This is a genomic window from Halobacillus sp. B23F22_1, from assembly GCF_043497005.1.
In the GTDB taxonomy this organism is placed as follows: Bacteria; Bacillota; Bacilli; order Bacillales; family Halobacillaceae; genus Halobacillus_A.
This window is the reverse complement of record NZ_JBIEKE010000001.1, coordinates 1,453,993-1,475,802: the sequence shown is the minus strand read 5'-3', so window position 1 is coordinate 1,475,802 and position 21,810 is coordinate 1,453,993. Positions and strand designations below refer to the sequence as shown.

Here is a 21,810-nt window from a genome sequence, read left to right as displayed (position 1 = left end):
TAGGAAGATAATGAAATCACTGAAAAGAAAATATGTCTGGATTTGGCCTTCATTAATCATTTTCTTAGGAATCGCTCTTCTATATTATGAAAATTATCAAAAGGTAACTGAACCTCCCAGTGAAGAATGGAGCAGAGAGTTGGAACTGGGATTAACTCCTTTTACCAATGCTCCTGTAGTTAAAGAAACAGAAAGTGGCATAAACGCTGCTTACCTGACTAACCATGGGGTACATAAAATATCGTATGACGAAAATATATCAAAGGAAAATGAATCATCTTTTTCTATTCCTTATAATAAATGGACAAAGTTTTATCTTAGTGAGGACCATCTTATATATTCTGACTATTATACAATGTATAACGGGAAGACGAATGATAAGATAGCAGACATCAATCAATTTATTCCTTTAGAAGATTCTATCATTTTTCAAGAAAACTTAGATGTTAACATATACAATCCCGCCTCTTCAGAGTCAGTACATCTCCTCACCCTAGAAAACGAAAAAATGAAAATTCACACATTTGAAACTAAAGAAAATACTTATCTCCTTACAGAATATAATGGAAATGGCAATACTGCACTTAACTTTTACAATATTCACTCAGATGAAATTAATAAAATAGGCTCTAGTAAATTTACCACAAAAAATTCTGAGGATATAAACGATCTTCAGTTTACTATTCAAGATGGCAGATATGCGCTACTTCTTACTACATATGAAAAGCGAAACATGTCTGGCTCACCAACAAATTATTATTATTATGCGAAACAGCCTCTAAATGAAGATCCAGAATTTAACGAGCTGCATTTTAAAGATCCATATGGCCATGAGAATTTATCAGAAATATCAGATATTACCTTAGATTTTTCAAATAATACGTTGAAAATGCTATTCAAAGGTTATGGGCAGACTGAAACCCTGTATAAGTCCGGTCGTCAATTCAACATTTATGAAGCCGAGTTAAAGGAATCGTCACCTGTTAATGTTACAAGATTAAGTAATACTCCAAAGTCTTCTGCTTCTCCTCAGTGGGTGAACGACAATACGATTGCCTGGCTGGATATGAAGGGCGATGAGAACCAACTTCTTCTTGCTTCTACTGAGGAAACCATTATTAACAAATCAATCAAAGTATCGGGTCACTACTTCATGAATGCGCTGGGCAAAACGTTAGGCATGCTCTCCTTTAGCTTTTTAACTCTAATTGTTGCTCTTATCTGGTTCATTTGGCCAATGGTTTTTATGTTGTTCATAATGTTCGGACGTTCCTCAGCTCTTGATCATGACCGTAGCTGGGTATTTTTTTCCGGAGCAAGTATTTATTTACTTGCCGCTTTCTTCTTTAAAGGAAAAGTGTTCACACCTGGCTTAATGGCACGTGCGCCGGAATACTTGAGTTTCTTAGCAAGTCCGTTTGTTTACATCTTACTGTTTGCCTTACTAGCTTACATTATTTTAGCCGCAAATAAGAAAAGTATTGACTGGTCCGTATCTGTTAAGCTTACATATTTCATTTGTATTCATTTATTGTTTATTACTATATTTTTTGGTCCCTATTTACTATGAGTTTTTTGTAACTTGTGGTAATAATAAAATGTGTAGAAACGACAAGGTAAGAGGATTTACGTTATTCCTTACGTATAGCGACTCATTTCCCTCCCTTCTTCTCAGACCGTTTTTATCAAAATTATCATTTAAAAATTAACCCCAAGACACTAACTAAGGTGCCTTGGGGTTCCATTCTGTTAAATTTCCAACACAATAAGTTGGCTGCTCACTCAAATGCTTAATACTTTCCATTGAACTTACCCCGGTTTCCACCATTAGCGTATCCAGGCTGGAGCGAATCCCCGCTAATATATCTGTTTGATAGTTATCCCCTACCATCAAAATGTCTTCTTTCGGGATGCGTAATTTTTTAATTGCTTGCTGCATGATAATGGCTTCAGGCTTCCCTATAAATAGAGGAGCTACACCTGTGCTCACAGAAACTACTGAAGTTAAGGCTCCGTTCCCTGGAAGAAGACCCCTCTCTGTTGGAATAGCTGTATCTTTATTTGTGCTAATTAGTCTGGCTCCATTTCTGACTTGTAGGCAAGCCTCGGCAAGTTTCTCGTAATTAATCGAGCGATCAATCCCTATAACTACATAATCAGCAGATTCTTCAACGACTTCAATATGATGCTTAGCTAACGCATCGTAAAGACCTTTTTCCCCAATTACATATACTTTTGAATCAGGATTAATGGTATGAATATAGCTCGCCGTAGCCATACTTGAAGTAAAGATTTGTTCATCATTTGCTTTTATACCCATATTTCTTAATTTAGCTGCAACATCTTCAGCCTTTGACGATGAGTTATTTGTAATAAACATAAATGGCAGAGACCATTCGTCTAAACGTTTCACAAAATCTGCTGCTCCCGGGATAGGTTCATTTCCTCTATACATCGTGCCATCTAGATCAATTAGGTAAGCTTTATAATTCTTCATTTGTTTTTTTATCCACTCCATCATTTGCAAAAGCAGATACAGGCCCAAGCTCTTGGTCTAAATATTTCCGCACACGATTCGGAAATTGAGTTAAGGTTCCCATTTGGTTTTTCCATACTAAGATGATATCAGCATGGTTAATATCCGTGTAATTCTGAACCACCATTTTGCGCAGACGAACAACTTCTTTATAATCATTTATTTGATCAATCGGAAGCACATTCTCATCGGCTAATATATCGATAATATCTTCATAGCTACCTGGGTCTCTCATAATAAATCCGTCGATCATTTGATTCCCCACATCTATTATAGCTTCTACAGTTAAATGGGTCAGTCTCTCTAATAACAGCATCTCCGAAAAAGAGCGATACTCGTGGTTCGCCTGCTCCTCTAGAAGCTGTTCCATGTATCGTAATATGCTCTCTATTTGCTCGCGATTAACAAAATACACAATAGGTTCCTCCTAAGCAATAGCAAATTTTACTAATAAATCATCTTTCTGCTATGATAAATTGTAACTGAAATTATTACTAAGAAAAATAAATAAAGGAGTTATGTAAATGAGTGACATTAAAGTAATAAAAGATTTAGAAGAACAAGCACCCACACGTTTTATAAATTTTTCGACTAGTGGAAGGCGTTTCGAATTTGCTTTTCTTAAAGCTGACTATTTTAAAGGTGATACATTAGTTATCGACCTATTAGGAAATCACAACTTTTTGTTAAATCATGAAACTCTTCATAAAAAAGGCCACCTTGAGCATGTTTTTCACATTAACGAAATGCAAGCCGATCAACTAAGGAACTGTCTTGATGAATTCTTGTATTAACGCATAACCCCTTTTTCAATGGTCAAACTAAAGTAAACTTTACCACAAAAATAGTTTACTGATTTGTTCAAAGAAAGAAGGTTTATGGCTGTGAGTAAAAAAGATAAAAATAATTATTCCGATTTTGCGAACGTAGAGACTCAACGCAACTATTTAGTTCCAGAACAACTCCCTGAAGGTCCTTATGGAGCTCCACGCAATAAAAACACTCCTGTTTCAAATGATAAAAGTGCTCCTTGGACAGATGAACAACGATACTACAGTGCATTTAACTATGAGTATAAAGCTCTGCATCAGGACTTACAAAGACGAATGCCAGGGGCTCATCCTACTCATGACGAGAAACACAGAGATATCAAGCCTTCTGAAGAAGATCACTAAAACAAACCGACGTGCGTATAGTCTGCACGTCGGTTTGTTAGTCTACTCGCTTTAATACAAAATAGGCGCAGCCAAAATTACAATATTCGTAAAGATAATCATCTAATGTGCTTATTTTAGTATCAAATGAAGCTTTTGAGTTTTGGTCATCATAAAAACCTTTTAATCGAAGCTGTCCATAGCCCCAGTCCCCGACGATAAAGTCATACTTGCTTAGAATATCGCTAAAACGCGCTTCAACATCTTCCGCATTAAAGCCTTCTCTATAATCTTCCAACAGTTCATAATTCTTGCCAAACAATTCGATCATTACTATCACCTCTAACTTGTCTTTAGTGTACCATATTTCCAATTGTTCAAGGAAATAGTACCGAAAAAATTGTATCATAATTAGATTTACGTCCAAGCTAAAAGAAAAGAACGAACAAAGGATGAGAATGATGAAGCTATATCAAATAATATTAATGATGATCATTCCTTTTACAATTATTACTGGCTGTAATATGGATAAAGAGGAAGGAATGAAAAATGAACAAGATAAGGACCACTCTATTGAAGGTAATGCCATGGATAACTACAACGAACCATCAGCTGATGGACAGGTTGGTTATGTCCGCTTCCAAAAAGACCAACTAGATCAAGAAGCGGAGAAAAACCATAAAATTAAAGTGAATCGCGAACAAATGGCAGATATGATCACTCGTATGATCCTTAGATATGAGGATTTTGATGATGTAGCCACTCTTGTTGCCGACGATGAGATTCTTGTTGCCTATACGGCACCTGAAGATAAAGATCGTAACGAAGCGGCAGACATGATTAAAAAGACAGCCTACTCTCTAGTACCGAGCTTCTATCATGTTTATGTATCGGATGATCCAGAAGCATATGGAGATATACAAAGTTTAAGTAATTCAACTGTTTATGATGAACAATACAGTGAGGTTATTGATCGTATTGTTGATCGTATGAAAAAGTCTCCTCAAGGAGAAACAAATAGCGAAAATGTAAAAGAAAGCTAAACAGTAATCACAGGGAGGTGTTCATAGAAATGAAGACAGTATTATGTTTCGCTTTAAGTTTATTATTCATGTGTTCTATACCTTCCCTTTCCCCTTTAGCAGCATCTGAAGAAGAAGATATAGAAAGAATGTCATTGTATAAAAAGACTTCTGCAGTTAGTGGAATCCCCTGGACTTACTATGCGGCGATCGATCAATATGAAAGGCAAATTCACGATGACATTCCAGAAGGCAGAGTAACAGCGTTTCGTCCAGACCCTCTATTTTGGAACGGAATTGACACTGAGCCTTCCTTTTTTCCAAAAGGGTGGGGAGAAAACGGTGATGGTAATAAAAAAGTTGATATGACAAATGATGAAGATATTTTATGGAGTCTTGGAAAATACCTTCAGTCTTACGGCACGACAGAGCAAGATATTCGTATTGCCTTATGGAACTATTATAAAAGAGATTTAACGGTGCAAACCATTATGAATACCGCAAAAGTTTTTGAAAAGTTTCAAACGGTATCATTAACAGACCGCGATTTTCCACTGCCTACTACCTCTAACTATACTTACCATAATACTTGGGGAGACGCTAGAGGTTTCGGGGGAAGGAGAATTCATGAAGGCACAGATATTTTTGCTGATTACGGTGTACCTGTCCATTCTACTACTTATGGTGTCATTGAAATGAAGGGCTGGAACGAGTTTGGCGGGTGGAGAGTAGGTATTAGGGATATTTACAATATTTATCACTACTATGCCCATTTAAGCGGTTTTGAAGAAAGTAAGAAAGTCGGCGATGTGGTCCAGCCTGGTGACGTAATTGGATCAGTTGGTTCTACTGGGTATGGGCCTCCCGGAACTTCAGGCAAGTTCCCCCCACACCTGCATTATGGTATGTACCAGGATAATGGTAAAAATGAATGGTCTTTTGACCCCTATCCTTATTTAAAAAGATGGGAACGTATGGTTAAAAATAAATAAGCGTCGCAAGTAAGCGACGCTTATTTCGTATTTATGATTGTTTTGATTTCTTGACTGCATTCATAATACTTGCAGCAAGTCCTCCCCAGATTACGACCATCCCGATGATCATCATAAAAATTGCACTTGCTGTCATATCATTCTACCTCCTTATGTGTTTCTTCGAGAGCTTTGGAGTCCCAACGCTTCAGAGTCATTAGAAAACCAATTACTAATGCAAATGCTGCGACTGCCCAGCCTCCGAATAAGATAAATGTATCTCCATACCCTTCGTAGTTGCCGGTGTCAGTTTCAAACAGGCCAAGCAGATTCGTTCTGAAAAGATCAAACATCATATATCCAAGTACGATTGGTGTAATAAATCCAAGACAAATCTTCCACCATCCACCCAGGTGCAAATCAGAAATGCCGTTTGCATGGGTCTGGAAATCATTAAGGTTACGTATAAACCAAGCAATCACGATAACTTCAACTAACCCAATAAAGGCTACACCGAACTGGTTAATGAAGTAATCAGCAGCGTCCAAGAAATATAGACCGCCTTGTGTGGCAAATGTAAGTGAAATAAGTGCAGCGATTCCGCCTCCGAACCCAACAGCGGCTTTTCTTGACAGACCAAATTTCTCACTTATACCAGCGATATAAGTCTCAGATATAGAGATTAATGAAGACAATCCCGCCAAAACTAACGAAGCAAAGAATAAGAAACCAAACAATCCATTCAAAGCTGGAAATTCATTAATGATTTGCGGGAAGACAACAAAGGCGAGACCAACACCGCCGCTAACGACTTCTTCCACAGGGACGTTAATTTGGGACGCCATAAAACCTAATGCCCCAAATACACCAATACCGGCTAGAAGCTCAAAACTAGAGTTACTAAAACCAGTTATAAAAGCATTATTCGTAATATCTGATTTCTTTGGCAGGTAACTGGAATAAGTAATCATAATCGCAAATGCAATGGAAAGACTAAAGAAGATCTGTCCATAAGCTGCAACCCATACACTACCTGAAGTAATGGTTTCAAAGTTTGGCGCAAAAAAGGTTTGCAGTCCTTCTGCAGCACCAGGCAAGGTGATTGCTCGGATTACAATGATCAAGAACAATACAACCAGCGTCGGGATAAAAATCTTATTTGCAGCTTCAATCCCCTTCTTGACACCTTTAAATAGTACTCCTAAAGTAATTATCCACACAACGATTAAAGGAATTAAAACGCCGGGTACTAAGCTTCCTGTTTGACCAGGATCAACAGATAAATTCAAATATTCACTAAACAAGAAGCCTTCTGTGTCTTCTCCCCAAGAAAGGTTGAAGGCAAAAATACTATAAGAAATTGCCCAGGCAATAATGACGGCGTAATAGGTTGAAATTACAAATGCTACTAATACGGCCCACCATCCAAGCCATTCTGTTTTCTTATTCATACGAAAAAATGATAGCGGTGCTGATCCACGATACTTATGACCAATAGTAAATTCCATAACCAGTAGCGGGATACCTGCGGTTAAAAGAGCGAATAAATACGGTATAAAAAATGCCCCTCCACCATTCTCGTATGCTACTGAAGGGAAACGCCAAATATTACCCAGACCGATTGCTGATCCGACTGCTGCCAGGATAAACCCGGCTCTCGTCCCCCATTGTGCACGATTTTCCATGTGTAAGACCTCCCTTGGATCCATTTCTCTTCCTTTTATATTATGAGCATGTACAGAAGAGAATGTTTCCAAATTTTTATTTTTTTCTGATTATTCAAGCTTATTATACCGATACACTAGTTCGATGTCAAAGTAATATTATAAAATTAATAATTATCCAAATATTACTAAAAAAAGACAAAGAAGTACATTTGATGCACTTCTTTGTCCTTTGTTCTACTCCGGAATATAATCAGATCGATTTTTTATGTGAATCAATATACCTATTACTACTACTGTGCTTAATGTTACTATTAGAGGGATGGCTATACCGCCTGTAACAGCGAGCAGTACATAACCCAGGATAGCTCCAGTAGCTGCTATAAACGCGTAAGGAAGCTGTGTTACTACGTGGTCGATATGGTCTGAGCCCGCCCCGGTTGACGATAAAATAGTCGTATCCGATATAGGAGAACAATGATCTCCAAAAACCGAACCTGCCAGCACCGCTGATAATGCTGGAAGAATCATTGCAGCGTCGGAAACCGCTGCAATCTCCCCAGCGATTGGGAGCATAATACCAAATGTGCCCCATGAAGTACCTGTTGCCAGTGCCATAAAGCCGGAAACTATAAATAGTAACAATGGAAGAAATCCAGTACTAATATTAGAGTCATTTACTAAACCTGCTAGATATTCCCCTGTCTGCAGCTGGCCGATTACATCCCCAATCATCCAGGCAAAAATTAGAATATAAATGGCAGGCAGCATGGCTTTTACACCTTCAACAAGGACATGACCCATCCCAGATTTCTCTCCTGATTGATTTATATACATAATGGCAGCCAGTAATACCGCAATGATTCCACCGGTAAATAAAGAAATGTTTACATCCGTATTCTCAAAAATACTCAGAGCTGTTACAGCCCCTTCTGTGTTTTGGATCCCCGTAACAATCATTGTTCCAACCGTTCCAGCTATTAATGCAATGATCGGCCAGATCAAGAAAGAAATCTTCCCTTGCTTGTGATCCTTAAATTCATCATTTAAGTCTCCAGGAATATCACCTTTCTCTTCATCTTTTAGGACACCTGTTTTAATCGCTTTCTGTTCATGCTTTTTCATCGAAAAAACATCAAGCCTTAGGAAAATTGTTAAGAAAACAAGAAGTAACGCTGCAAAGACATAGAAGTTAGCTGGGATCATTCGAACAAAGGCTTCCAGCGGCTGATATTGTGTTATCTCGTTAGCTGCTAAAATGCTTCCGATGGTTCCGATAATGTATGCACCCCAGCTGGAAATAGGTGAGATGACTGTAATTGGCGCGGATGTGGAGTCGATATAGTAGGCCAGATTTGCCCGTGAAATACGATGACGGTCTGTCACAGGCCTAGCAACCTGGCCTACAGCTAACGCATTAAAATAATCATCAATAAAAATAACAATACCGAGTAACGCAGGAACTAGTTTTGCCCCTTTACGGGATTTTATTCTTTGTACAGCCCAGCGCCCAAAAGCCTGACTTCCTCCTGAAGCTGTTAAGAATGCAGTTGTAATACCCAGCAAAATTAAGAATGATAATAAATATAAATTCCCCGTATTTAAAGCACCATCACTGACGAATATGGAATATAAATTCGTCCAGATCAGTTGAATTCCTTCAAGAATATTAAACTGGGTGAGCATAAATGCGCCTACAATAATTCCAATTCCAAGTGAAAGTATAACCTTCCGCGTGGCAATAACAAGAATCAGCATTAAAACGGCTGGAATTAAAGAGTAAATTGTTCCTTCCATGTGTGGTTCCCCTTCCGTAAATCTTTTGATGAGATTAGGCGGTATGGAAGTCTACTGGGGCAAATGAGGGACTCTGGAGAGCTGCAGGCCAAAAAAAGGGATGGTTTTTTCCGGCATACGAAAAAGCAATGATAGAAAATAACCTATCATTGCTTTTATAGCAATTTGATTATCCTCCATTTCGATCAGTAGCGCACCATGCACCTAAAAAGCTTGCATGACAGTATATCTCTTATTCAGACATATACCAGTTTATAAGAGCTGACGACTCAAAGAAACTTCGGCAGGTCTCCCCTTTCTTCACGTGATCTTAGCTGTCCTACTCCCACTGAATACTGATGAAGCCTGCGCCTCTACCTCACCGATCTGATAAGGTCACGCATATTTAATTCTTTCACATTCTAACAGTTGGCCATCGTTATTGCAAGGGGTCCATAGGATAAGAAAATGTTGGTGATTTTCCTGCATCACCAGTTTCATTAAAAAACTGGGGAACTTCTCCCATAATTGTGCTTGAATCAATTGGAATATCATTAACCACTGTTGTAGTTTCAGTAGAGAAGGGGATAACAACACGTAAGCTAACAGTAAAATTAATCGACAACTGGAAGTGGGCAGAATTTATACCATATTCCGTTATTTCGTTCTTAAACTCTGACTGAACATCACCTATAACTCGTAACTGTACTGGTATTTTGGGACCAAGATTAGAAAGAATTGAATTATTTGTAGCTAAACCAACCGGGATTTCAATAAGAGTAGCTGGTTCTTCACCTAGTTCTTCGCTAGTCTCTTCATTAGGGAAAATATCGGCTTCTAATGAAGTGTCTTCAAGGGGAAGTTCATTCAACTCCATTCGTTTCAAAAAATTCTGGACTCTTAATGTAGTATTTCGTAACGTTCTATTGACTACAACAGAATTCCAGCCCATGTACACAATATTTCCGTCATTGTCTTTTTCCATTCTTATTAAATCATCGAACTGCAACTCCTCGGATATCTGCTTGCTCACTGCTTCATTAATCGCATCTCTTGCCAGCTGCTGGGCTTTCGTTTCTGCAATTTCCTCTAACGTAGGAGTGATCCCCCGGTCAATTACCACTAAACATATCCCTGTAAATAAAATAAAGAAGATGATCGTCCATAATATCCGCTTACCAAATGAGGGTGGATTCGCCCTGATTTTCCCCATTAAACAACCCCTCCTGACCTATCTATATGATCAATAAAAGGCGTTTAAAACTAACTTAATAAAGTTATGAGACAGCCTGCAGATACGTTGAAAATCAGAAACAAGAATAGACGTTACGACTCGAGGTGGGATCTTCTATTATACCCAATCCCAGGGTTGCCTTTAGCTGTGTATAGGTGTTACCTCGAGAAGGTTTATATTCGTTCACTTTTGTATACAAAATAAAAAAGCTGCTCTTAGGCAGCTAGTATTTCTCTTGGTATCAATATAAAAAGTAAGTTAAATTTTTTGTATTGCTTTCGCAAGGACATCCCTTAAGAGCTCCGGCATAAAGTATTTTTTACTTTTGGCATAAGCAATTTCTGGAAATAGGCGTCCGAAAGTAAACGTATCTGCGGTGCCTAATGTATAAACATGGTTTCGGTCTATTGGCGCTCCATTTATCGTTACTTTTCGAACTCTTTCTTCTCCATCCTTACTCATAACGGTTTGAATTTCAACCCCTGTAAAGACCATCTTCCCTATTACTTCCCCGCGAAACCCAAGTCCTTTTAAACGGATCTCAGTAAGTTTTTTAGTATGACCTACCCTAATGATTTCAAGCAATTCATCCCCAGTTACTTCTACTTTACAAGGATTCATGGGATGTGGACAAATGCGATGGATGTCTTCATACGTAATCTTCCCTTGATTTAAATGATCAAGTAACACACCTGAATTAAGCATCCCGACATCGGATTGCGTCCAAGCCTGTAATTCTTCTGTCAGACGTCTCATAAGAAGCGTCTGCTTAAACCATGCTACCGACAGCGATTTTTCCAGCGTAGTCACGCTTGTTTGTAAATACTGCAAGGCTCTAGTTCTCATAGTCTCCACGTCTTCAGTGACATCCTCATCTTTCATTAAATTTTCTGTTGATACTGCATAAGCTTCTTTCTTAGATAACCGATTTGAATCATGATCCCACTCTAAGAAGACTTCACCAAGATGGGTTCCATGTTTACCCACTGCTGTTAGAATGGTCTCGCCATACAGTTCTCCATTTTGAAACAAATGATGTGTATGACCGCCGATTATAACATCAATTTCAGGAAACTTCCGTGCCATCTCTTCATCATCATGAATCCCTAAGTGAGAGAGAAGTATAAAAATATCGGCTTGCTCTTTTATTTCATCATAATAGCGATTTAGCGTTTCAAACGGAGGCTGGATCTCCCAGCCTAACAGCCGGTAGAAAGTTTCAAACGGAGCTGTTAACCCTATTACAGCCACCTTTGTCCCTAATGGCGTAGTTTTAATCGTATAAGGACACAGCCATTTGGGCTGGCGACCTTCCATTGAACGTAAATTTGCACATAATACTTGAAACTTTGCCTCATCATAAAGGTGATAAAGATCATAATAGGAAAGTGTAATTCCTTCATTGTTACCTAAAGTCGCAAAACTGTAACCTGCCTCATTGAGAAGCTCTACATTCCCTTTCCCCATGAGACCTTCAGTTATAGGATGAAAACGATCTGCATGGTCTCCGTTATCAAGAAGCCAGAACGTTTCCTCTTTTTGTTTATGTTTTTTTATTTTTTTGTTAAAATAACCTACAATTTGAGGCCAATTTTCAAAATGACTATGTAGGTCGCTCGTATAATAAAGAAAAATCTTCTCCTTCATTTTCATTCTCCTTATCCGATGCCTTGCCAAATTAGTCGTATGCCAATTAATATAAGCAATATTCTTAAGAACCATTCTACAGTTTGACTATTGAGTTGACGATTAACAATCGCTCCCACTGAGCCTCCTAAATAAGCACCCGGGATAAATAATAAGGTATGGGCCCATTCTACATGGCCTAAGTAAACGTGAGTAGCTGAGCTAGTAATACTTGCAAAAAAGATCATAAACATAGATGTAGCCGTCGCAATATGCGGTGGAATCTTAAATAGTAAAATCAAAGCTGGAACGATTAATGAGCCGCCTCCGATCCCTAGGAGTCCAGAAAGAACTCCAACACCAAATGCAAATAGGACACTTGTAATAATAGGCACTCGATAAAAGAAAGTTTGTCCATGTATTTCTTTTTCTCGAGAAAGACCTTTATTAAAAGGAGTTGCTTTTGTACTATCTCTTGGCAGGAAAAACACTAATGATACGGCAATCATGACGATTCCAAACAATAATGCAAATCCATCCGTTTGGAAAAACTGATTAAGCCATGAACCGAATATACCTCCAGGAATACTTCCAGCCATTAAAACTAAACCTAGCTTTAAATCGACTCTTTTATGCTTCAAGTATGATAGAGCAGAAGAAAGACCAGTAAAAATCATTACGACGAGTGAAATTCCCACAATTGTTTGAGGTGAAACCCATTGAAAGGAATCAAGCTGATCTCCTAAAAATAATAGAACTGGAACGAGAATTACCCCGCCACCTAGTCCAGCTATGCTGCCTATAAATGCAGTAATAAAACCAATTAACAAAGAAAATACAATTAACATATTCAGCCTTCTAACTATATATAAGATAATATTATAGTATCATGATTACTATGCGAAATTCATCTTGCCTTTTTATAAATAAAAAACGTACAGGCGGCATGCGCCTGTACGTTTCACCTTTGTGTCTATTAGCCAATAGAACCTTCCATCTCGAACTTAATCAGACGGTTCATTTCTACAGCATATTCCATTGGTAGCTCTTTTGTAAACGGCTCAATAAAGCCCATAACGATCATTTCTGTAGCTTCTTCCTCAGAAAGACCTCTACTCATAAGATAGAATAACTGTTCCTCAGACACTTTTGAAACTTTGGCTTCGTGTTCTAATGAAATATTTTCATTCATAATTTCATTATAAGGAATAGTATCTGAAGTAGACTTATTATCCATAATAAGGGTATCACATTCGATGTTCGAGCGTGCTCCTTCTGCTTTACGACCAAATTGAACAATTCCACGATACGTAACTTTACCACCATGTTTAGAAATGGATTTAGAAACGATTGTAGAAGACGTATTAGGTGCTAAGTGGTGCATTTTAGCCCCAGCGTCTTGGTGCTGTCCCTTACCTGCAAGCGCGATGGAAAGTGTCATTCCTCGTGCTCCTTCACCCTTAAGAATAACAGCTGGGTATTTCATCGTAAGTTTGGAACCTAAGTTACCATCTACCCATTCCATTGTTGCATTTTCATCAGCAACCGCACGTTTTGTAACAAGGTTATAAACATTGTTGGCCCAGTTTTGAATTGTTGTATATCGGCAGTAGGCATTCTTCTTCACGAAGATTTCAACAACTGCACTGTGTAGTGAGCTTGAAGAATACGTTGGTGCTGTACAACCTTCCACATAGTGAACAGATGCTCCTTCATCTACAATGATAAGCGTACGCTCAAATTGTCCCATGTTTTCAGAATTAATTCTGAAATAAGCCTGCAGCGGTGTTTCCACTTTTGTATCTTTTGGTACATAGATGAATGAACCGCCAGACCATACAGCAGAGTTCAGTGCTGAGAATTTATTATCCGAAGCTGGAATTACTTTTGCAAAATATTCTTTGAAAATCTCTTCGTCTTCTTTAAGGGCGGTATCCGTATCCTTAAACACGACACCTAGATCTTCTAGATCCTTCTCCATGTTGTGATACACAACTTCAGATTCGTATTGGGCAGAGACACCTGCAAGATACTTCTGCTCAGCTTCTGGAATACCCAGGCGATCAAACGTATTCTTAATCTCTTCAGGAACTTCATCCCAAGAACGTTCAGAACGCTCTGAAGGTTTTACGTAATACGTAATATCGTCAAAGTTCAGTTCTGAAAGATCGCCGCCCCATTGAGGCATAGGCATTTTATAGAATTGTTCTAATGCTTTCAAGCGGAAATCAAGCATCCACTTTGGTTCTTCTTTATAATCAGAAATTTGTTTAACAACTTCTTTCGTTAAACCTTTTTGAGTACGGAAAATAGAGACATCTTTTTCATGAAACCCGTATTGGTACTCTCCAACTTCTGGCGCTTTTTTAGCCATTGTTAAATACCTCCTTTTGGTATATCAAGCAATTACGCTTCCTCTTCGTCAACGCCTTTCTCCATAGCCTTCCATGCTAATGTCGCACACTTTATCCTAGCGGGAAACTTAGCAACTCCTTGCAGGGCTTCGATGTCCCCTAAGTCAAGGTTATCATCATCTACCTCATTACCCAACATCATATCAGAAAAAATACGTGACATTTTAAGCGCATCATCAACTGACTTACCTTTTATTGCCTGCGTCATCATGGAAGCGGACGACATGCTGATTGAACATCCTTCTCCATCAAATTTTGCATCTTGAACTACATTGTCTTCGACTTGAAGCTGCAATTGGATGCGGTCTCCGCATGTAGGGTTATTCATATCAACTGTCAAATGATCGCCTTCTACAGCCCCACGGTTACGAGGATTCTTGTAGTGATCCATGATAACTTGGCGGTACAGCGTATCTAAGTTATTAAAAGACATCGCCAAAATACTCCTTTGTTGTTTGTAGTCCTTGGACGAGGCGATCAATATCATCTTCTGTGTTATACAAATAGAAGCTCGCTCTTGCCGTCGCTGTAACATCTAACCATCTCATGAGCGGCTGTGCACAGTGATGCCCGGCTCGGACTGCAATACCTTCAGCATCTAGAACAGTAGCCACATCATGCGGATGAACATCAGATATATTAAAAGTAACTAACCCAGCTCTTTCTTTAGGTCCATAAATCGTAAGTCCTTCAATTTCACTCATTTTTTGTTGAGCATACTGAGCGAGCTTGTGTTCATGCGCTTCTATTTCTTCCAATCCGATTTCTGTCAAGAAATCAATCGCTGCCCCTAAGCCGACTGCGCCAGCGATAATGGGCGTACCACCTTCAAATTTCCAGGGCAGTTCTTTCCATGTAGAATCATACAGGTTGACGAAATCAATCATTTCTCCCCCAAACTCTACAGGTTCCATTTCTTTAAGAAGTGAGCGTTTACCATAGAGTACCCCGATTCCTGTAGGACCACACATCTTGTGACCTGAAAAGGCATAAAAATCACAATCCATATTTTGCACATCAATTTTCATGTGAGGGGCACTTTGCGCTCCATCAACGAGAATAACTGCACCGTGTTTATGAGCAATTGTTCCAAGTTCTTTAATAGGATTAATCGTTCCTAATACATTTGAAACTTGCATGATTGCTACAATTTTCGTTTGATCGGTAATTGTATTCTCTGCATCGTCTAAAGAAATGGTGCCGTCAGCCTGTAATGGCATATATTTTAAAGAAGCTCCTGTTTCTTTAGCAATTTGCTGCCAAGGAATAATATTACTATGATGCTCCATTGGAGTGATGACAATCTCATCACCTTCTTGCAAGTTATCACGCCCATAGCTTGCTGCAACTGTATTAATAGCAGTTGTCGTACCTCTAGTAAAAATTACTTCCTGAGTACTTTCAGCATTAATAAATCGTCTAACTTTCTCACGAGCACCTTCATATTCATCTGTTGCTTTTGTGCCAAGTGAATGAACACCACGGTGCACATTCGAGTTGTAGCCTCGGTAATATTCTTCCAACTTCTCAATAACCTGATTTGGCTTTTGAGAAGTTGCAGAAGAATCTAGATAAACGAGAGGATGTCCATTAACTTCCTGATGCAGAATAGGGAAAGCATCACGAACGGCTTTTACATCCATTAATATACTTTCCTTTCAATCAATTGTCTAAGCTGTTGTTTTACAGCTTCAATTGGCAATTGGTTTACGACAGGTGCTAAGAATCCATGAATAATTAAGCGCTCAGCTTCAAATTGAGAGATTCCACGGCTCATTAGATAAAAGAGCTGCATTGGATCAACACGTCCAACGGAAGCGGCGTGACCAGCCGTTACATCGTCCTCATCAATCAGTAATATTGGGTTAGCATCACCCCGAGCATCCTTACTTAACATCAATACACGTGATTCTTGTTCTGCATTGGATTTTGCTGCACCATGTTCAATTTTTCCAATTCCATTAAAAATACCAGTAGATTTATCTTTCATCACACCGTGTTGGAGAATATATCCATCGGAACCTTTTCCAAAGTGAGTAATGTTTGCCGTAAAGTTCTGCTTTTGAGCACCTTTACCAATAGCAACTGTTTTGGCATTGGAATGTGAATTATCACCAATAAGATGAGTAATGTTTTCAGATACAGTATCGCCTTCATTCATTTGACCAAGCGCCCATTCGATCGTTGCGTCACGATCAGTAATACCACGACGGTTAGCGTAAACGGTTGTACCTGCTTCAAAGTTATCTACAGCGCCAAATGAAATTTTAGAGCCTGCTTTAGCAAAGACTTCTGTGACATTATTGGCAGATGTTTTTTCATTCTTATTGTTGGAAGTATAGTTCTCCACATACGTAACAGAACTATTTTCTTCTGCTACCACTAGCACGTGATTCACTAACGCTGCTTCCGGGTCTTCTTGCCAGAAAATAGCTTGAAGAGGTTCTTCAATCGTTACATTCTTCGGTACATATAAGAAGATTCCACCATTCATAAGGGCTGCATGCAAGGCTGTTAATCTATGCTCATCGACGTGTACCGCGTCAGTCATATAATATTTTTCCACTAAATCACTATGGTCACGAAGTGCCGATTGAATATCAGTGAAAATAACTCCTTGTTCTTTTAAAGAAGGCTCAAGATTTGCATATGCAACTGAATGGTTTCGCTGTAATATTAAATTTTGCTGCTCTTTTTCTTGATCGATGAGATTAATCATTTCACTAGGAAGCTCTTGAATAGACTGGATTTCTTCTCCTTCAGCAAAATGTTTGAAATCTGTAAAATTCCAGTCTTTAATATTAGTTTTATCAGGCTTAGGTAATTCCAAAGCTTCTGCTTTATCCAGGGCACTTAAACGAAGGTTCTTCATCCATTCTGGTTCATTGAAGCCTTGAGAGAAATTTGAAACATAATCTTTGTCGTATGGTAGTGAGACTTTTACAGTCATTGTATCCCTCCTATCTCTGTTACGCTTTTTGACCGATCGTTTCGTCTTCGATGCCCAGCTCTTGTTTAATCCAGTCATAGCCTTCAGCTTCAAGACGTTCGGCTAATTCAGGTCCACCAGATTTCACAACGCGGCCCTGCATCATTACATGTACTTTATCAGGTGTAATATAATTTAGAAGTCGTTGATAGTGAGTAATCGTTAAGCAGCCAAAGTTTTCGTCACGCATTTCATTAATTCCTTTAGCAACTACTTTTAGCGCATCTATATCAAGTCCAGAGTCGATTTCGTCTAAAATTGCAATCGCCGGCTGGATCATCATAAGCTGCAGAATTTCATTACGCTTTTTCTCTCCGCCGGAGAACCCTTCATTTAAATAACGCTGCGCCATGTTCTTATCCATATCCAATGTATCCATTGCTTCATCCATTTCCTTAATGAATTTCATTAAAGAAATTTCGTTGCCTTCTTCTCTATGAGCATTAATTGCCGAACGTAGGAAATCAGAGTTTGTTACACCGCTAATTTCACTTGGATACTGCATAGCAAGAAAAAGACCCGCTTGTGCTCGTTCATCCACTTCCATCTCAAGTACATCTTCCCCATCAAGCAAGACTTGTCCCTGAGTAATTTCAAATTTAGGATGACCCATGATTGCGGACGCCAACGTTGATTTACCAGTGCCGTTAGGCCCCATTACCGCATGGAATTCTCCACCTTTTATTGTAAGGTTAACACCTTTTAAGATTTGCTGACCTTCGATTTCTACGTGAAGATCTTTAATTTCTAGAGTTGATCCTGCCATAAATAATACCTCCAGTATCTATTTTTATTAATTGCTCTGGTTAGATTGGATCAAAAACCATTCTCAATTTATTCTCATTACAATCTTATATCATTTAGAAAGTGATATCAACTGATTTCCTTTGTTTCGACATCAATCGAGAATGATAAGGACTGTTAGATACCCCATACTATTTTCTTCCTTATTATAATAACAAACTTATTTCAAATAAAAAAATCGGATAACTGAAATAGCTACCCGATTTCTATTCTAACGTATTATTTATGGATTTGACGACCGACTTCTGAAACAAATTTCTGACTACGTTCGAATTCTTTTTCGCGCTTCTTTTCAACCTTCATCATTTGGTCTAAGCTTCTAGCATACTCAGCATAACTCACATTATGCGTTTGGTGCATGGCTTTTTCCATGTCCGGAGTATAATTCAAACCTAAATTGTCAGTAATAATAAATCAATCCTTTCAGATTTTTTACACAATTTAGATTACCATAGATTGTCATTTGCTCCAAACCCGCTACACACTCGTTTTACTGCTTTATTTTGTTATTTACATCAATGTAAGCGGTTGTATCTAAAATATAAAACTCATTTATTTAATTTACTCTAATTTTCTAAGTTTTCACTTAATGTTGCTTTAAATCAGTCATTGATTCTTGAACAAGAGTGACCGCTTGACTAAGTGCTGCTCCCCCGCCAAAGGCAGCGGCAACTCCACAAGCTTCCATTATCTCTTCTTCACTGGCTCCTTGATCAATGCAGCCTTTCGTATGATAAACAATACAATACTCGTCTTGTGCTACTACACTAATACTTAACGCGATTAATTGTTTTGCTTTTTGTGAAAGTACACCTTCTCTAAAACATGTATCTGAAAATTCACTAAAAGCGTGTGCTATATGTGGCATTTTTTCTGAGAAAATTCCCATCCCATGTTTATATTCCTGCAGGTATGCTTCAGCAAGATTCATTTCTTGATTTTCCACCTTGCACTCATCTCCTTCAAAATAAAAATCCTTGATGCGGTTAGTATCAACCGCATCAAGGATTTCATACATCTTTACTCATCTACTGGTACGACTGCCCCTTCGTACTCTTCTTCAATAAATGATTGAATTTCATCAGAACGAAGAACGTCTACTAGCGTATTTAACGCTTCATTACCTTCATCTTCACTTTGTGCCGCAATTACATTAACGTATGGAGAATCAGAGCCTTCAAGAATCAATGCATCTTCACTAGGATTCAATCCTGCTTCAATAGCATAGTTTGTATTGATGGCTACAAGTACATTATCTTCACGCTCATAGTTTTCTGGGAGCAGCGCAGCGTCAATTCCAGCATCAAATTCTAAGTTTTTTGGATTTTCTGCAATATCTTCAATGGTTGCTTCAACTTTTTCCACATCTTCATCAAGTGTAATTAAGCCCTCTTCTTCCATAAGAGAGAGGATACGTCCGTGATCAGCTGTTGAATTACTCATTAAAACAGTTGTACCATCTTGGACATCATCAAGGCTTTCAAAATCTTTTGAATAAATACCCATAGGTTCAATGTGAATGCCACCAAGGTTTGCAAAATCGTAACCATTTTGCTCCTGCTGATCCTCTAAGTAAGGAATGTGCTGAAAATAGTTAGCATCAATTTCTCCTTCATTTAAATCACGGTTAGGTAATACATAATCCTGATACTCTTCAACATTTAACGTAATCCCTTCTTCTTCAAGAAGTGGTTGTGCTTCCTGAAGGATTTCGGCGTGAGGAGTGCTTGAAGCACCTACTGTAATTTCAGATTGAGCTTCTCCATCCTCTGAAGACCCTTCTTCTTCTGAAGAACCGCATGCGGCTAGAATGAGTGCTAAAGTTGTAAAAATAAAAATAGACCATATTTTCTTCATGTTATTTCTCCTTTTTTAATTCAAAATTTTTATCTTTTATCCAATCTACGAGAAACTAAATCCCCGATAAATTGAAATATAAATACTATAATGACAATTAAGATTGTACATACAGCTACTACATCAAAATCCCTGCGTTGAAAGCCATAAAAATAAGCAAAGTCTCCAAGACCTCCAGCCCCTATTACACCAGCTACTGCTGTATAACTTATTAAAGCAATAGCGGTAACTGTTATACCTGAAACCAAGGCCGGCATTGATTCGGGTAGTAAAACTTTAAAGATGATTGTTCTGTACTTTGCTCCCATAGATTTAGCTGCTTCAATAACGCCTTTGTCCACTTCTTTAAGAGCAATTTCAACCAATCTTGCATAAAAAGGTGCTCCGCCTATTATAAGAGCAGGCAATGCGGCTCCCGGCCCCCTAATCGTTCCCATAAGAAAGTCTGTAAATGGAAACAATAATAAAATTAAAATAATAAAGGGAATAGCACGGAATACATTGACTAATGTAGCCGTAATCCAATTTAGTAATTTATTATCCCATAATCCTCCGGGCCCAGATAAATATAACAACAAACCCAGAAGCAAGCCCAGAATAAATGTTCCAGCAACTGATACGGTTGTCATGTAGAGTGTTTCATTTGTAGCTTCAATCATATCTTCCATTTTCACATTAGGAAATAGCTCTTCAAGCATTTGGACTCACCTCCACTTCAACGGAAGTCGTGCGAATGTAATTAATGGATTGACTCACAACTTCTTCGTCTCCAACTAGCTGGACAAGCATAGTCCCATATGCCCCTTTTTGTGTTTGGGTAATTTTACCGTGAAGAATATTAATATCAACTTCAAATCTGCGTGATAAATCACTAATAAGTGCTTGATTCGTATTTTCTCCAACGAAATGGAGTTGTATAACTTCCCCGGAGCGATAATTTTCTTGAATGAGGTTCAATGAATCTTCTCGATCAGGATCCCCCATGACTTGATCCACAAAACGTTTCGTGACTTTTTCTTTAGGATGCAGGAATACATCAAGAACATCTCCAGATTCCACTACTTTCCCTTGCTCCATAACGGCCACGCGATGGCATATTTTTCTTATTACATGCATTTCATGGGTGATAAGAACTATGGTCAGCCCCAGTTTTTCATTTATTCCTACAAGTAAATCTAAGATCGAATCTGTTGTTTCTGGGTCTAACGCAGAAGTCGCTTCATCGCATAGGAGAACTTTAGGATTGTTAGCTAAAGCTCTTGCAATACCTACACGCTGCTTTTGGCCTCCGCTTAATTGAGACGGGTAAGACCCCCCGCGTCCACTTAAACCGACGAGCTCGATTAACTCATTTACACGTTCTTCCCTATTCTTTCTAGATACGCCGGCTATCTCTAGAGGAAAGGCAATATTATCAAAAACCGTTCGAGACCAAAGTAAATTAAAGTGTTGAAAAATCATCCCAATTTCTTGACGGGCTAACCTCAAATCATTTTTCTTTAACCCCGTCAAAATTTCATTATTTAACTCAATCTCTCCACTTGTAGGCTCTTCTAGGCGGTTTAATAATCGAATAAAAGTACTTTTCCCTGCACCACTATATCCGATGACCCCAAATATTTCACCTTTGTCTATAGACAGATTCAACTCGTCTACTGCACGAACTTCCTGATCTTTTGTTTGAAACACTTTTGTTAAATCTTTGATGGAAATCATGTACTCCACTCCTAACTAAAAAACGCTTTTCTGTATAAGAACAGAAA

The 21,810-nt window shown here is 38.5% G+C and carries 24 protein-coding genes and 1 riboswitch; of the genes, 5 read left to right on the top strand and 19 right to left on the bottom strand.

The window, feature by feature from the left end:
- Positions 1-10 precede the first annotated feature (10 nt).
- Positions 11-1,570, top strand: a complete 1,560-nt coding sequence (locus ACGTNH_RS07450) for a hypothetical protein (RefSeq protein ID WP_394586039.1) — start codon at positions 11-13, stop codon at positions 1,568-1,570.
- 153 nt (positions 1,571-1,723) lie between these two features.
- On the opposite strand, the gene nucF is transcribed toward ACGTNH_RS07450, so the two are convergent.
- Complete coding sequence (gene nucF, locus ACGTNH_RS07445) at positions 1,724-2,497, bottom strand: 5' nucleotidase NucF (protein ID WP_394586038.1); 774 nt, start codon at positions 2,495-2,497, stop codon at positions 1,724-1,726.
- Entirely contained in the window at positions 2,484-2,951 is a 468-nt protein-coding gene (locus ACGTNH_RS07440; RefSeq protein ID WP_394586037.1) for a DUF86 domain-containing protein, read from the bottom strand. Before ACGTNH_RS07440 ends, nucF begins: the two co-directional genes overlap by 14 nt.
- Before the next feature lie 109 nt (positions 2,952-3,060).
- Here ACGTNH_RS07440 and ACGTNH_RS07435 point away from each other — a divergent pair, with 109 nt between their 5' ends.
- A complete protein-coding gene (locus tag ACGTNH_RS07435) occupies positions 3,061-3,330 on the top strand; it encodes an SAV0927 family protein (RefSeq protein ID WP_394586036.1) in 270 nt (89 codons plus the stop codon).
- An 84-nt stretch (positions 3,331-3,414) separates the two neighbouring features.
- Complete coding sequence (locus ACGTNH_RS07430) at positions 3,415-3,711, top strand: cytosolic protein (RefSeq protein ID WP_394586035.1); 297 nt, start codon at positions 3,415-3,417, stop codon at positions 3,709-3,711.
- Between the two features lie 37 nt (positions 3,712-3,748).
- Here ACGTNH_RS07430 and ACGTNH_RS07425 read toward each other — a convergent pair whose 3' ends face one another.
- On the bottom strand, positions 3,749-4,021 hold the full coding sequence (locus ACGTNH_RS07425; RefSeq protein WP_394586034.1) for a YutD family protein: 273 nt from the start codon (positions 4,019-4,021) through the stop codon (positions 3,749-3,751).
- A gap of 130 nt (positions 4,022-4,151) precedes the next feature.
- Here ACGTNH_RS07425 and ACGTNH_RS07420 point away from each other — a divergent pair, with 130 nt between their 5' ends.
- Both ACGTNH_RS07420 and ACGTNH_RS07415 read left to right on the top strand, forming a co-directional pair.
- Positions 4,152-4,733 carry a YhcN/YlaJ family sporulation lipoprotein gene (locus ACGTNH_RS07420; RefSeq protein WP_394586033.1) on the top strand — a complete coding sequence of 194 codons (582 nt, stop codon included), beginning with the start codon at positions 4,152-4,154 and terminating at the stop codon, positions 4,731-4,733.
- 29 nt (positions 4,734-4,762) lie between these two features.
- Positions 4,763-5,704, top strand: coding sequence for a M23 family metallopeptidase (locus tag ACGTNH_RS07415; RefSeq protein ID WP_394586032.1), 942 nt, complete (start codon positions 4,763-4,765; stop codon positions 5,702-5,704).
- A gap of 31 nt (positions 5,705-5,735) precedes the next feature.
- On the opposite strand, the gene ACGTNH_RS07410 is transcribed toward ACGTNH_RS07415, so the two are convergent.
- From ACGTNH_RS07410 to ACGTNH_RS07340, 16 genes are all read right to left on the bottom strand, one after another.
- Positions 5,736-5,840, bottom strand: coding sequence for a methionine/alanine import family NSS transporter small subunit (locus ACGTNH_RS07410; protein ID WP_394586031.1), 105 nt, complete (start codon positions 5,838-5,840; stop codon positions 5,736-5,738).
- Between the two features lies 1 nt (position 5,841).
- Positions 5,842-7,368, bottom strand: coding sequence for a sodium-dependent transporter (locus tag ACGTNH_RS07405; protein WP_394586030.1), 1,527 nt, complete (start codon positions 7,366-7,368; stop codon positions 5,842-5,844).
- Positions 7,369-7,584: 216 nt separating this feature from the next.
- Positions 7,585-9,144, bottom strand: a complete 1,560-nt coding sequence (locus ACGTNH_RS07400) for a Na+/H+ antiporter NhaC family protein (RefSeq protein WP_394586029.1) — start codon at positions 9,142-9,144, stop codon at positions 7,585-7,587.
- 181 nt (positions 9,145-9,325) lie between these two features.
- A riboswitch (Lysine riboswitch) is annotated at positions 9,326-9,508 on the bottom strand.
- A 54-nt stretch (positions 9,509-9,562) separates the two neighbouring features.
- Positions 9,563-10,336 carry a sporulation protein YunB gene (gene yunB / locus ACGTNH_RS07395; protein WP_394586028.1) on the bottom strand — a complete coding sequence of 258 codons (774 nt, stop codon included), beginning with the start codon at positions 10,334-10,336 and terminating at the stop codon, positions 9,563-9,565.
- Between the two features lie 279 nt (positions 10,337-10,615).
- The gene (locus ACGTNH_RS07390) at positions 10,616-12,004 is read right to left on the bottom strand and encodes a bifunctional metallophosphatase/5'-nucleotidase (RefSeq protein WP_394586027.1); all 1,389 of its coding nucleotides are present in this window, start codon (positions 12,002-12,004) and stop codon (positions 10,616-10,618) included.
- 11 nt (positions 12,005-12,015) lie between these two features.
- Positions 12,016-12,831: a sulfite exporter TauE/SafE family protein gene (locus ACGTNH_RS07385; protein WP_394586026.1), complete on the bottom strand. Its 816-nt coding sequence runs from the start codon at positions 12,829-12,831 to the stop codon at positions 12,016-12,018.
- A 128-nt stretch (positions 12,832-12,959) separates the two neighbouring features.
- Positions 12,960-14,357, bottom strand: coding sequence for a Fe-S cluster assembly protein SufB (gene sufB / locus ACGTNH_RS07380; RefSeq protein ID WP_394586025.1), 1,398 nt, complete (start codon positions 14,355-14,357; stop codon positions 12,960-12,962).
- A gap of 32 nt (positions 14,358-14,389) precedes the next feature.
- Positions 14,390-14,830, bottom strand: coding sequence for a Fe-S cluster assembly sulfur transfer protein SufU (gene sufU, locus ACGTNH_RS07375; RefSeq protein WP_394586024.1), 441 nt, complete (start codon positions 14,828-14,830; stop codon positions 14,390-14,392).
- Positions 14,820-16,040 (bottom strand): cysteine desulfurase, encoded by a 1,221-nt coding sequence (locus ACGTNH_RS07370; RefSeq protein ID WP_394586023.1) that lies wholly within the window; start codon positions 16,038-16,040, stop codon positions 14,820-14,822. The genes sufU and ACGTNH_RS07370 overlap by 11 nt, the downstream gene beginning before the upstream one ends.
- Complete coding sequence (sufD, locus tag ACGTNH_RS07365; RefSeq protein ID WP_394586022.1) at positions 16,040-17,347, bottom strand: Fe-S cluster assembly protein SufD; 1,308 nt, start codon at positions 17,345-17,347, stop codon at positions 16,040-16,042. Before sufD ends, ACGTNH_RS07370 begins: the two co-directional genes overlap by 1 nt.
- A gap of 19 nt (positions 17,348-17,366) precedes the next feature.
- Entirely contained in the window at positions 17,367-18,152 is a 786-nt protein-coding gene (gene sufC / locus ACGTNH_RS07360) for a Fe-S cluster assembly ATPase SufC (RefSeq protein ID WP_394586021.1), read from the bottom strand.
- 257 nt (positions 18,153-18,409) lie between these two features.
- Positions 18,410-18,550: a YuzK family famiily protein gene (locus tag ACGTNH_RS21155; RefSeq protein ID WP_507161305.1), complete on the bottom strand. Its 141-nt coding sequence runs from the start codon at positions 18,548-18,550 to the stop codon at positions 18,410-18,412.
- 226 nt (positions 18,551-18,776) lie between these two features.
- Positions 18,777-19,136 carry a carboxymuconolactone decarboxylase family protein gene (locus ACGTNH_RS07355; protein ID WP_394586020.1) on the bottom strand — a complete coding sequence of 120 codons (360 nt, stop codon included), beginning with the start codon at positions 19,134-19,136 and terminating at the stop codon, positions 18,777-18,779.
- Between the two features lie 74 nt (positions 19,137-19,210).
- Positions 19,211-20,047, bottom strand: coding sequence for a MetQ/NlpA family ABC transporter substrate-binding protein (locus tag ACGTNH_RS07350; RefSeq protein WP_394586019.1), 837 nt, complete (start codon positions 20,045-20,047; stop codon positions 19,211-19,213).
- A gap of 29 nt (positions 20,048-20,076) precedes the next feature.
- On the bottom strand, positions 20,077-20,745 hold the full coding sequence (locus ACGTNH_RS07345; protein ID WP_394586018.1) for a methionine ABC transporter permease: 669 nt from the start codon (positions 20,743-20,745) through the stop codon (positions 20,077-20,079).
- A complete protein-coding gene (locus ACGTNH_RS07340) occupies positions 20,738-21,763 on the bottom strand; it encodes a methionine ABC transporter ATP-binding protein (protein ID WP_394586017.1) in 1,026 nt (341 codons plus the stop codon). The genes ACGTNH_RS07345 and ACGTNH_RS07340 overlap by 8 nt, the downstream gene beginning before the upstream one ends.
- Positions 21,764-21,810: the final 47 nt, after the last annotated feature.

Coding starts and splice junctions, on each gene's coding strand:
- ACGTNH_RS07450 (WP_394586039.1), top strand. CDS start 11: ATGAAATCACTGAAAAGAAAATATGTCTGGATTTGGCCTTCATTAATC.
- nucF (WP_394586038.1), bottom strand. CDS start 2,497: ATGAAGAATTATAAAGCTTACCTAATTGATCTAGATGGCACGATGTAT.
- ACGTNH_RS07435 (WP_394586036.1), top strand. CDS start 3,061: ATGAGTGACATTAAAGTAATAAAAGATTTAGAAGAACAAGCACCCACA.
- ACGTNH_RS07430 (WP_394586035.1), top strand. CDS start 3,415: ATGGCTGTGAGTAAAAAAGATAAAAATAATTATTCCGATTTTGCGAAC.
- ACGTNH_RS07425 (WP_394586034.1), bottom strand. CDS start 4,021: ATGATCGAATTGTTTGGCAAGAATTATGAACTGTTGGAAGATTATAGA.
- ACGTNH_RS07420 (WP_394586033.1), top strand. CDS start 4,152: ATGAAGCTATATCAAATAATATTAATGATGATCATTCCTTTTACAATT.
- ACGTNH_RS07415 (WP_394586032.1), top strand. CDS start 4,763: ATGAAGACAGTATTATGTTTCGCTTTAAGTTTATTATTCATGTGTTCT.
- ACGTNH_RS07410 (WP_394586031.1), bottom strand. CDS start 5,840: ATGACAGCAAGTGCAATTTTTATGATGATCATCGGGATGGTCGTAATC.
- ACGTNH_RS07405 (WP_394586030.1), bottom strand. CDS start 7,368: ATGGAAAATCGTGCACAATGGGGGACGAGAGCCGGGTTTATCCTGGCA.
- ACGTNH_RS07400 (WP_394586029.1), bottom strand. CDS start 9,144: ATGGAAGGAACAATTTACTCTTTAATTCCAGCCGTTTTAATGCTGATT.
- yunB (WP_394586028.1), bottom strand. CDS start 10,336: ATGGGGAAAATCAGGGCGAATCCACCCTCATTTGGTAAGCGGATATTA.
- ACGTNH_RS07390 (WP_394586027.1), bottom strand. CDS start 12,004: ATGAAGGAGAAGATTTTTCTTTATTATACGAGCGACCTACATAGTCAT.
- ACGTNH_RS07385 (WP_394586026.1), bottom strand. CDS start 12,831: ATGTTAATTGTATTTTCTTTGTTAATTGGTTTTATTACTGCATTTATA.
- sufB (WP_394586025.1), bottom strand. CDS start 14,357: ATGGCTAAAAAAGCGCCAGAAGTTGGAGAGTACCAATACGGGTTTCAT.
- sufU (WP_394586024.1), bottom strand. CDS start 14,830: ATGTCTTTTAATAACTTAGATACGCTGTACCGCCAAGTTATCATGGAT.
- ACGTNH_RS07370 (WP_394586023.1), bottom strand. CDS start 16,040: ATGGATGTAAAAGCCGTTCGTGATGCTTTCCCTATTCTGCATCAGGAA.
- sufD (WP_394586022.1), bottom strand. CDS start 17,347: ATGACTGTAAAAGTCTCACTACCATACGACAAAGATTATGTTTCAAAT.
- sufC (WP_394586021.1), bottom strand. CDS start 18,152: ATGGCAGGATCAACTCTAGAAATTAAAGATCTTCACGTAGAAATCGAA.
- ACGTNH_RS21155 (WP_507161305.1), bottom strand. CDS start 18,550: ATGCACCAAACGCATAATGTGAGTTATGCTGAGTATGCTAGAAGCTTA.
- ACGTNH_RS07350 (WP_394586019.1), bottom strand. CDS start 20,047: ATGAAGAAAATATGGTCTATTTTTATTTTTACAACTTTAGCACTCATT.
- ACGTNH_RS07345 (WP_394586018.1), bottom strand. CDS start 20,745: ATGCTTGAAGAGCTATTTCCTAATGTGAAAATGGAAGATATGATTGAA.
- ACGTNH_RS07340 (WP_394586017.1), bottom strand. CDS start 21,763: ATGATTTCCATCAAAGATTTAACAAAAGTGTTTCAAACAAAAGATCAG.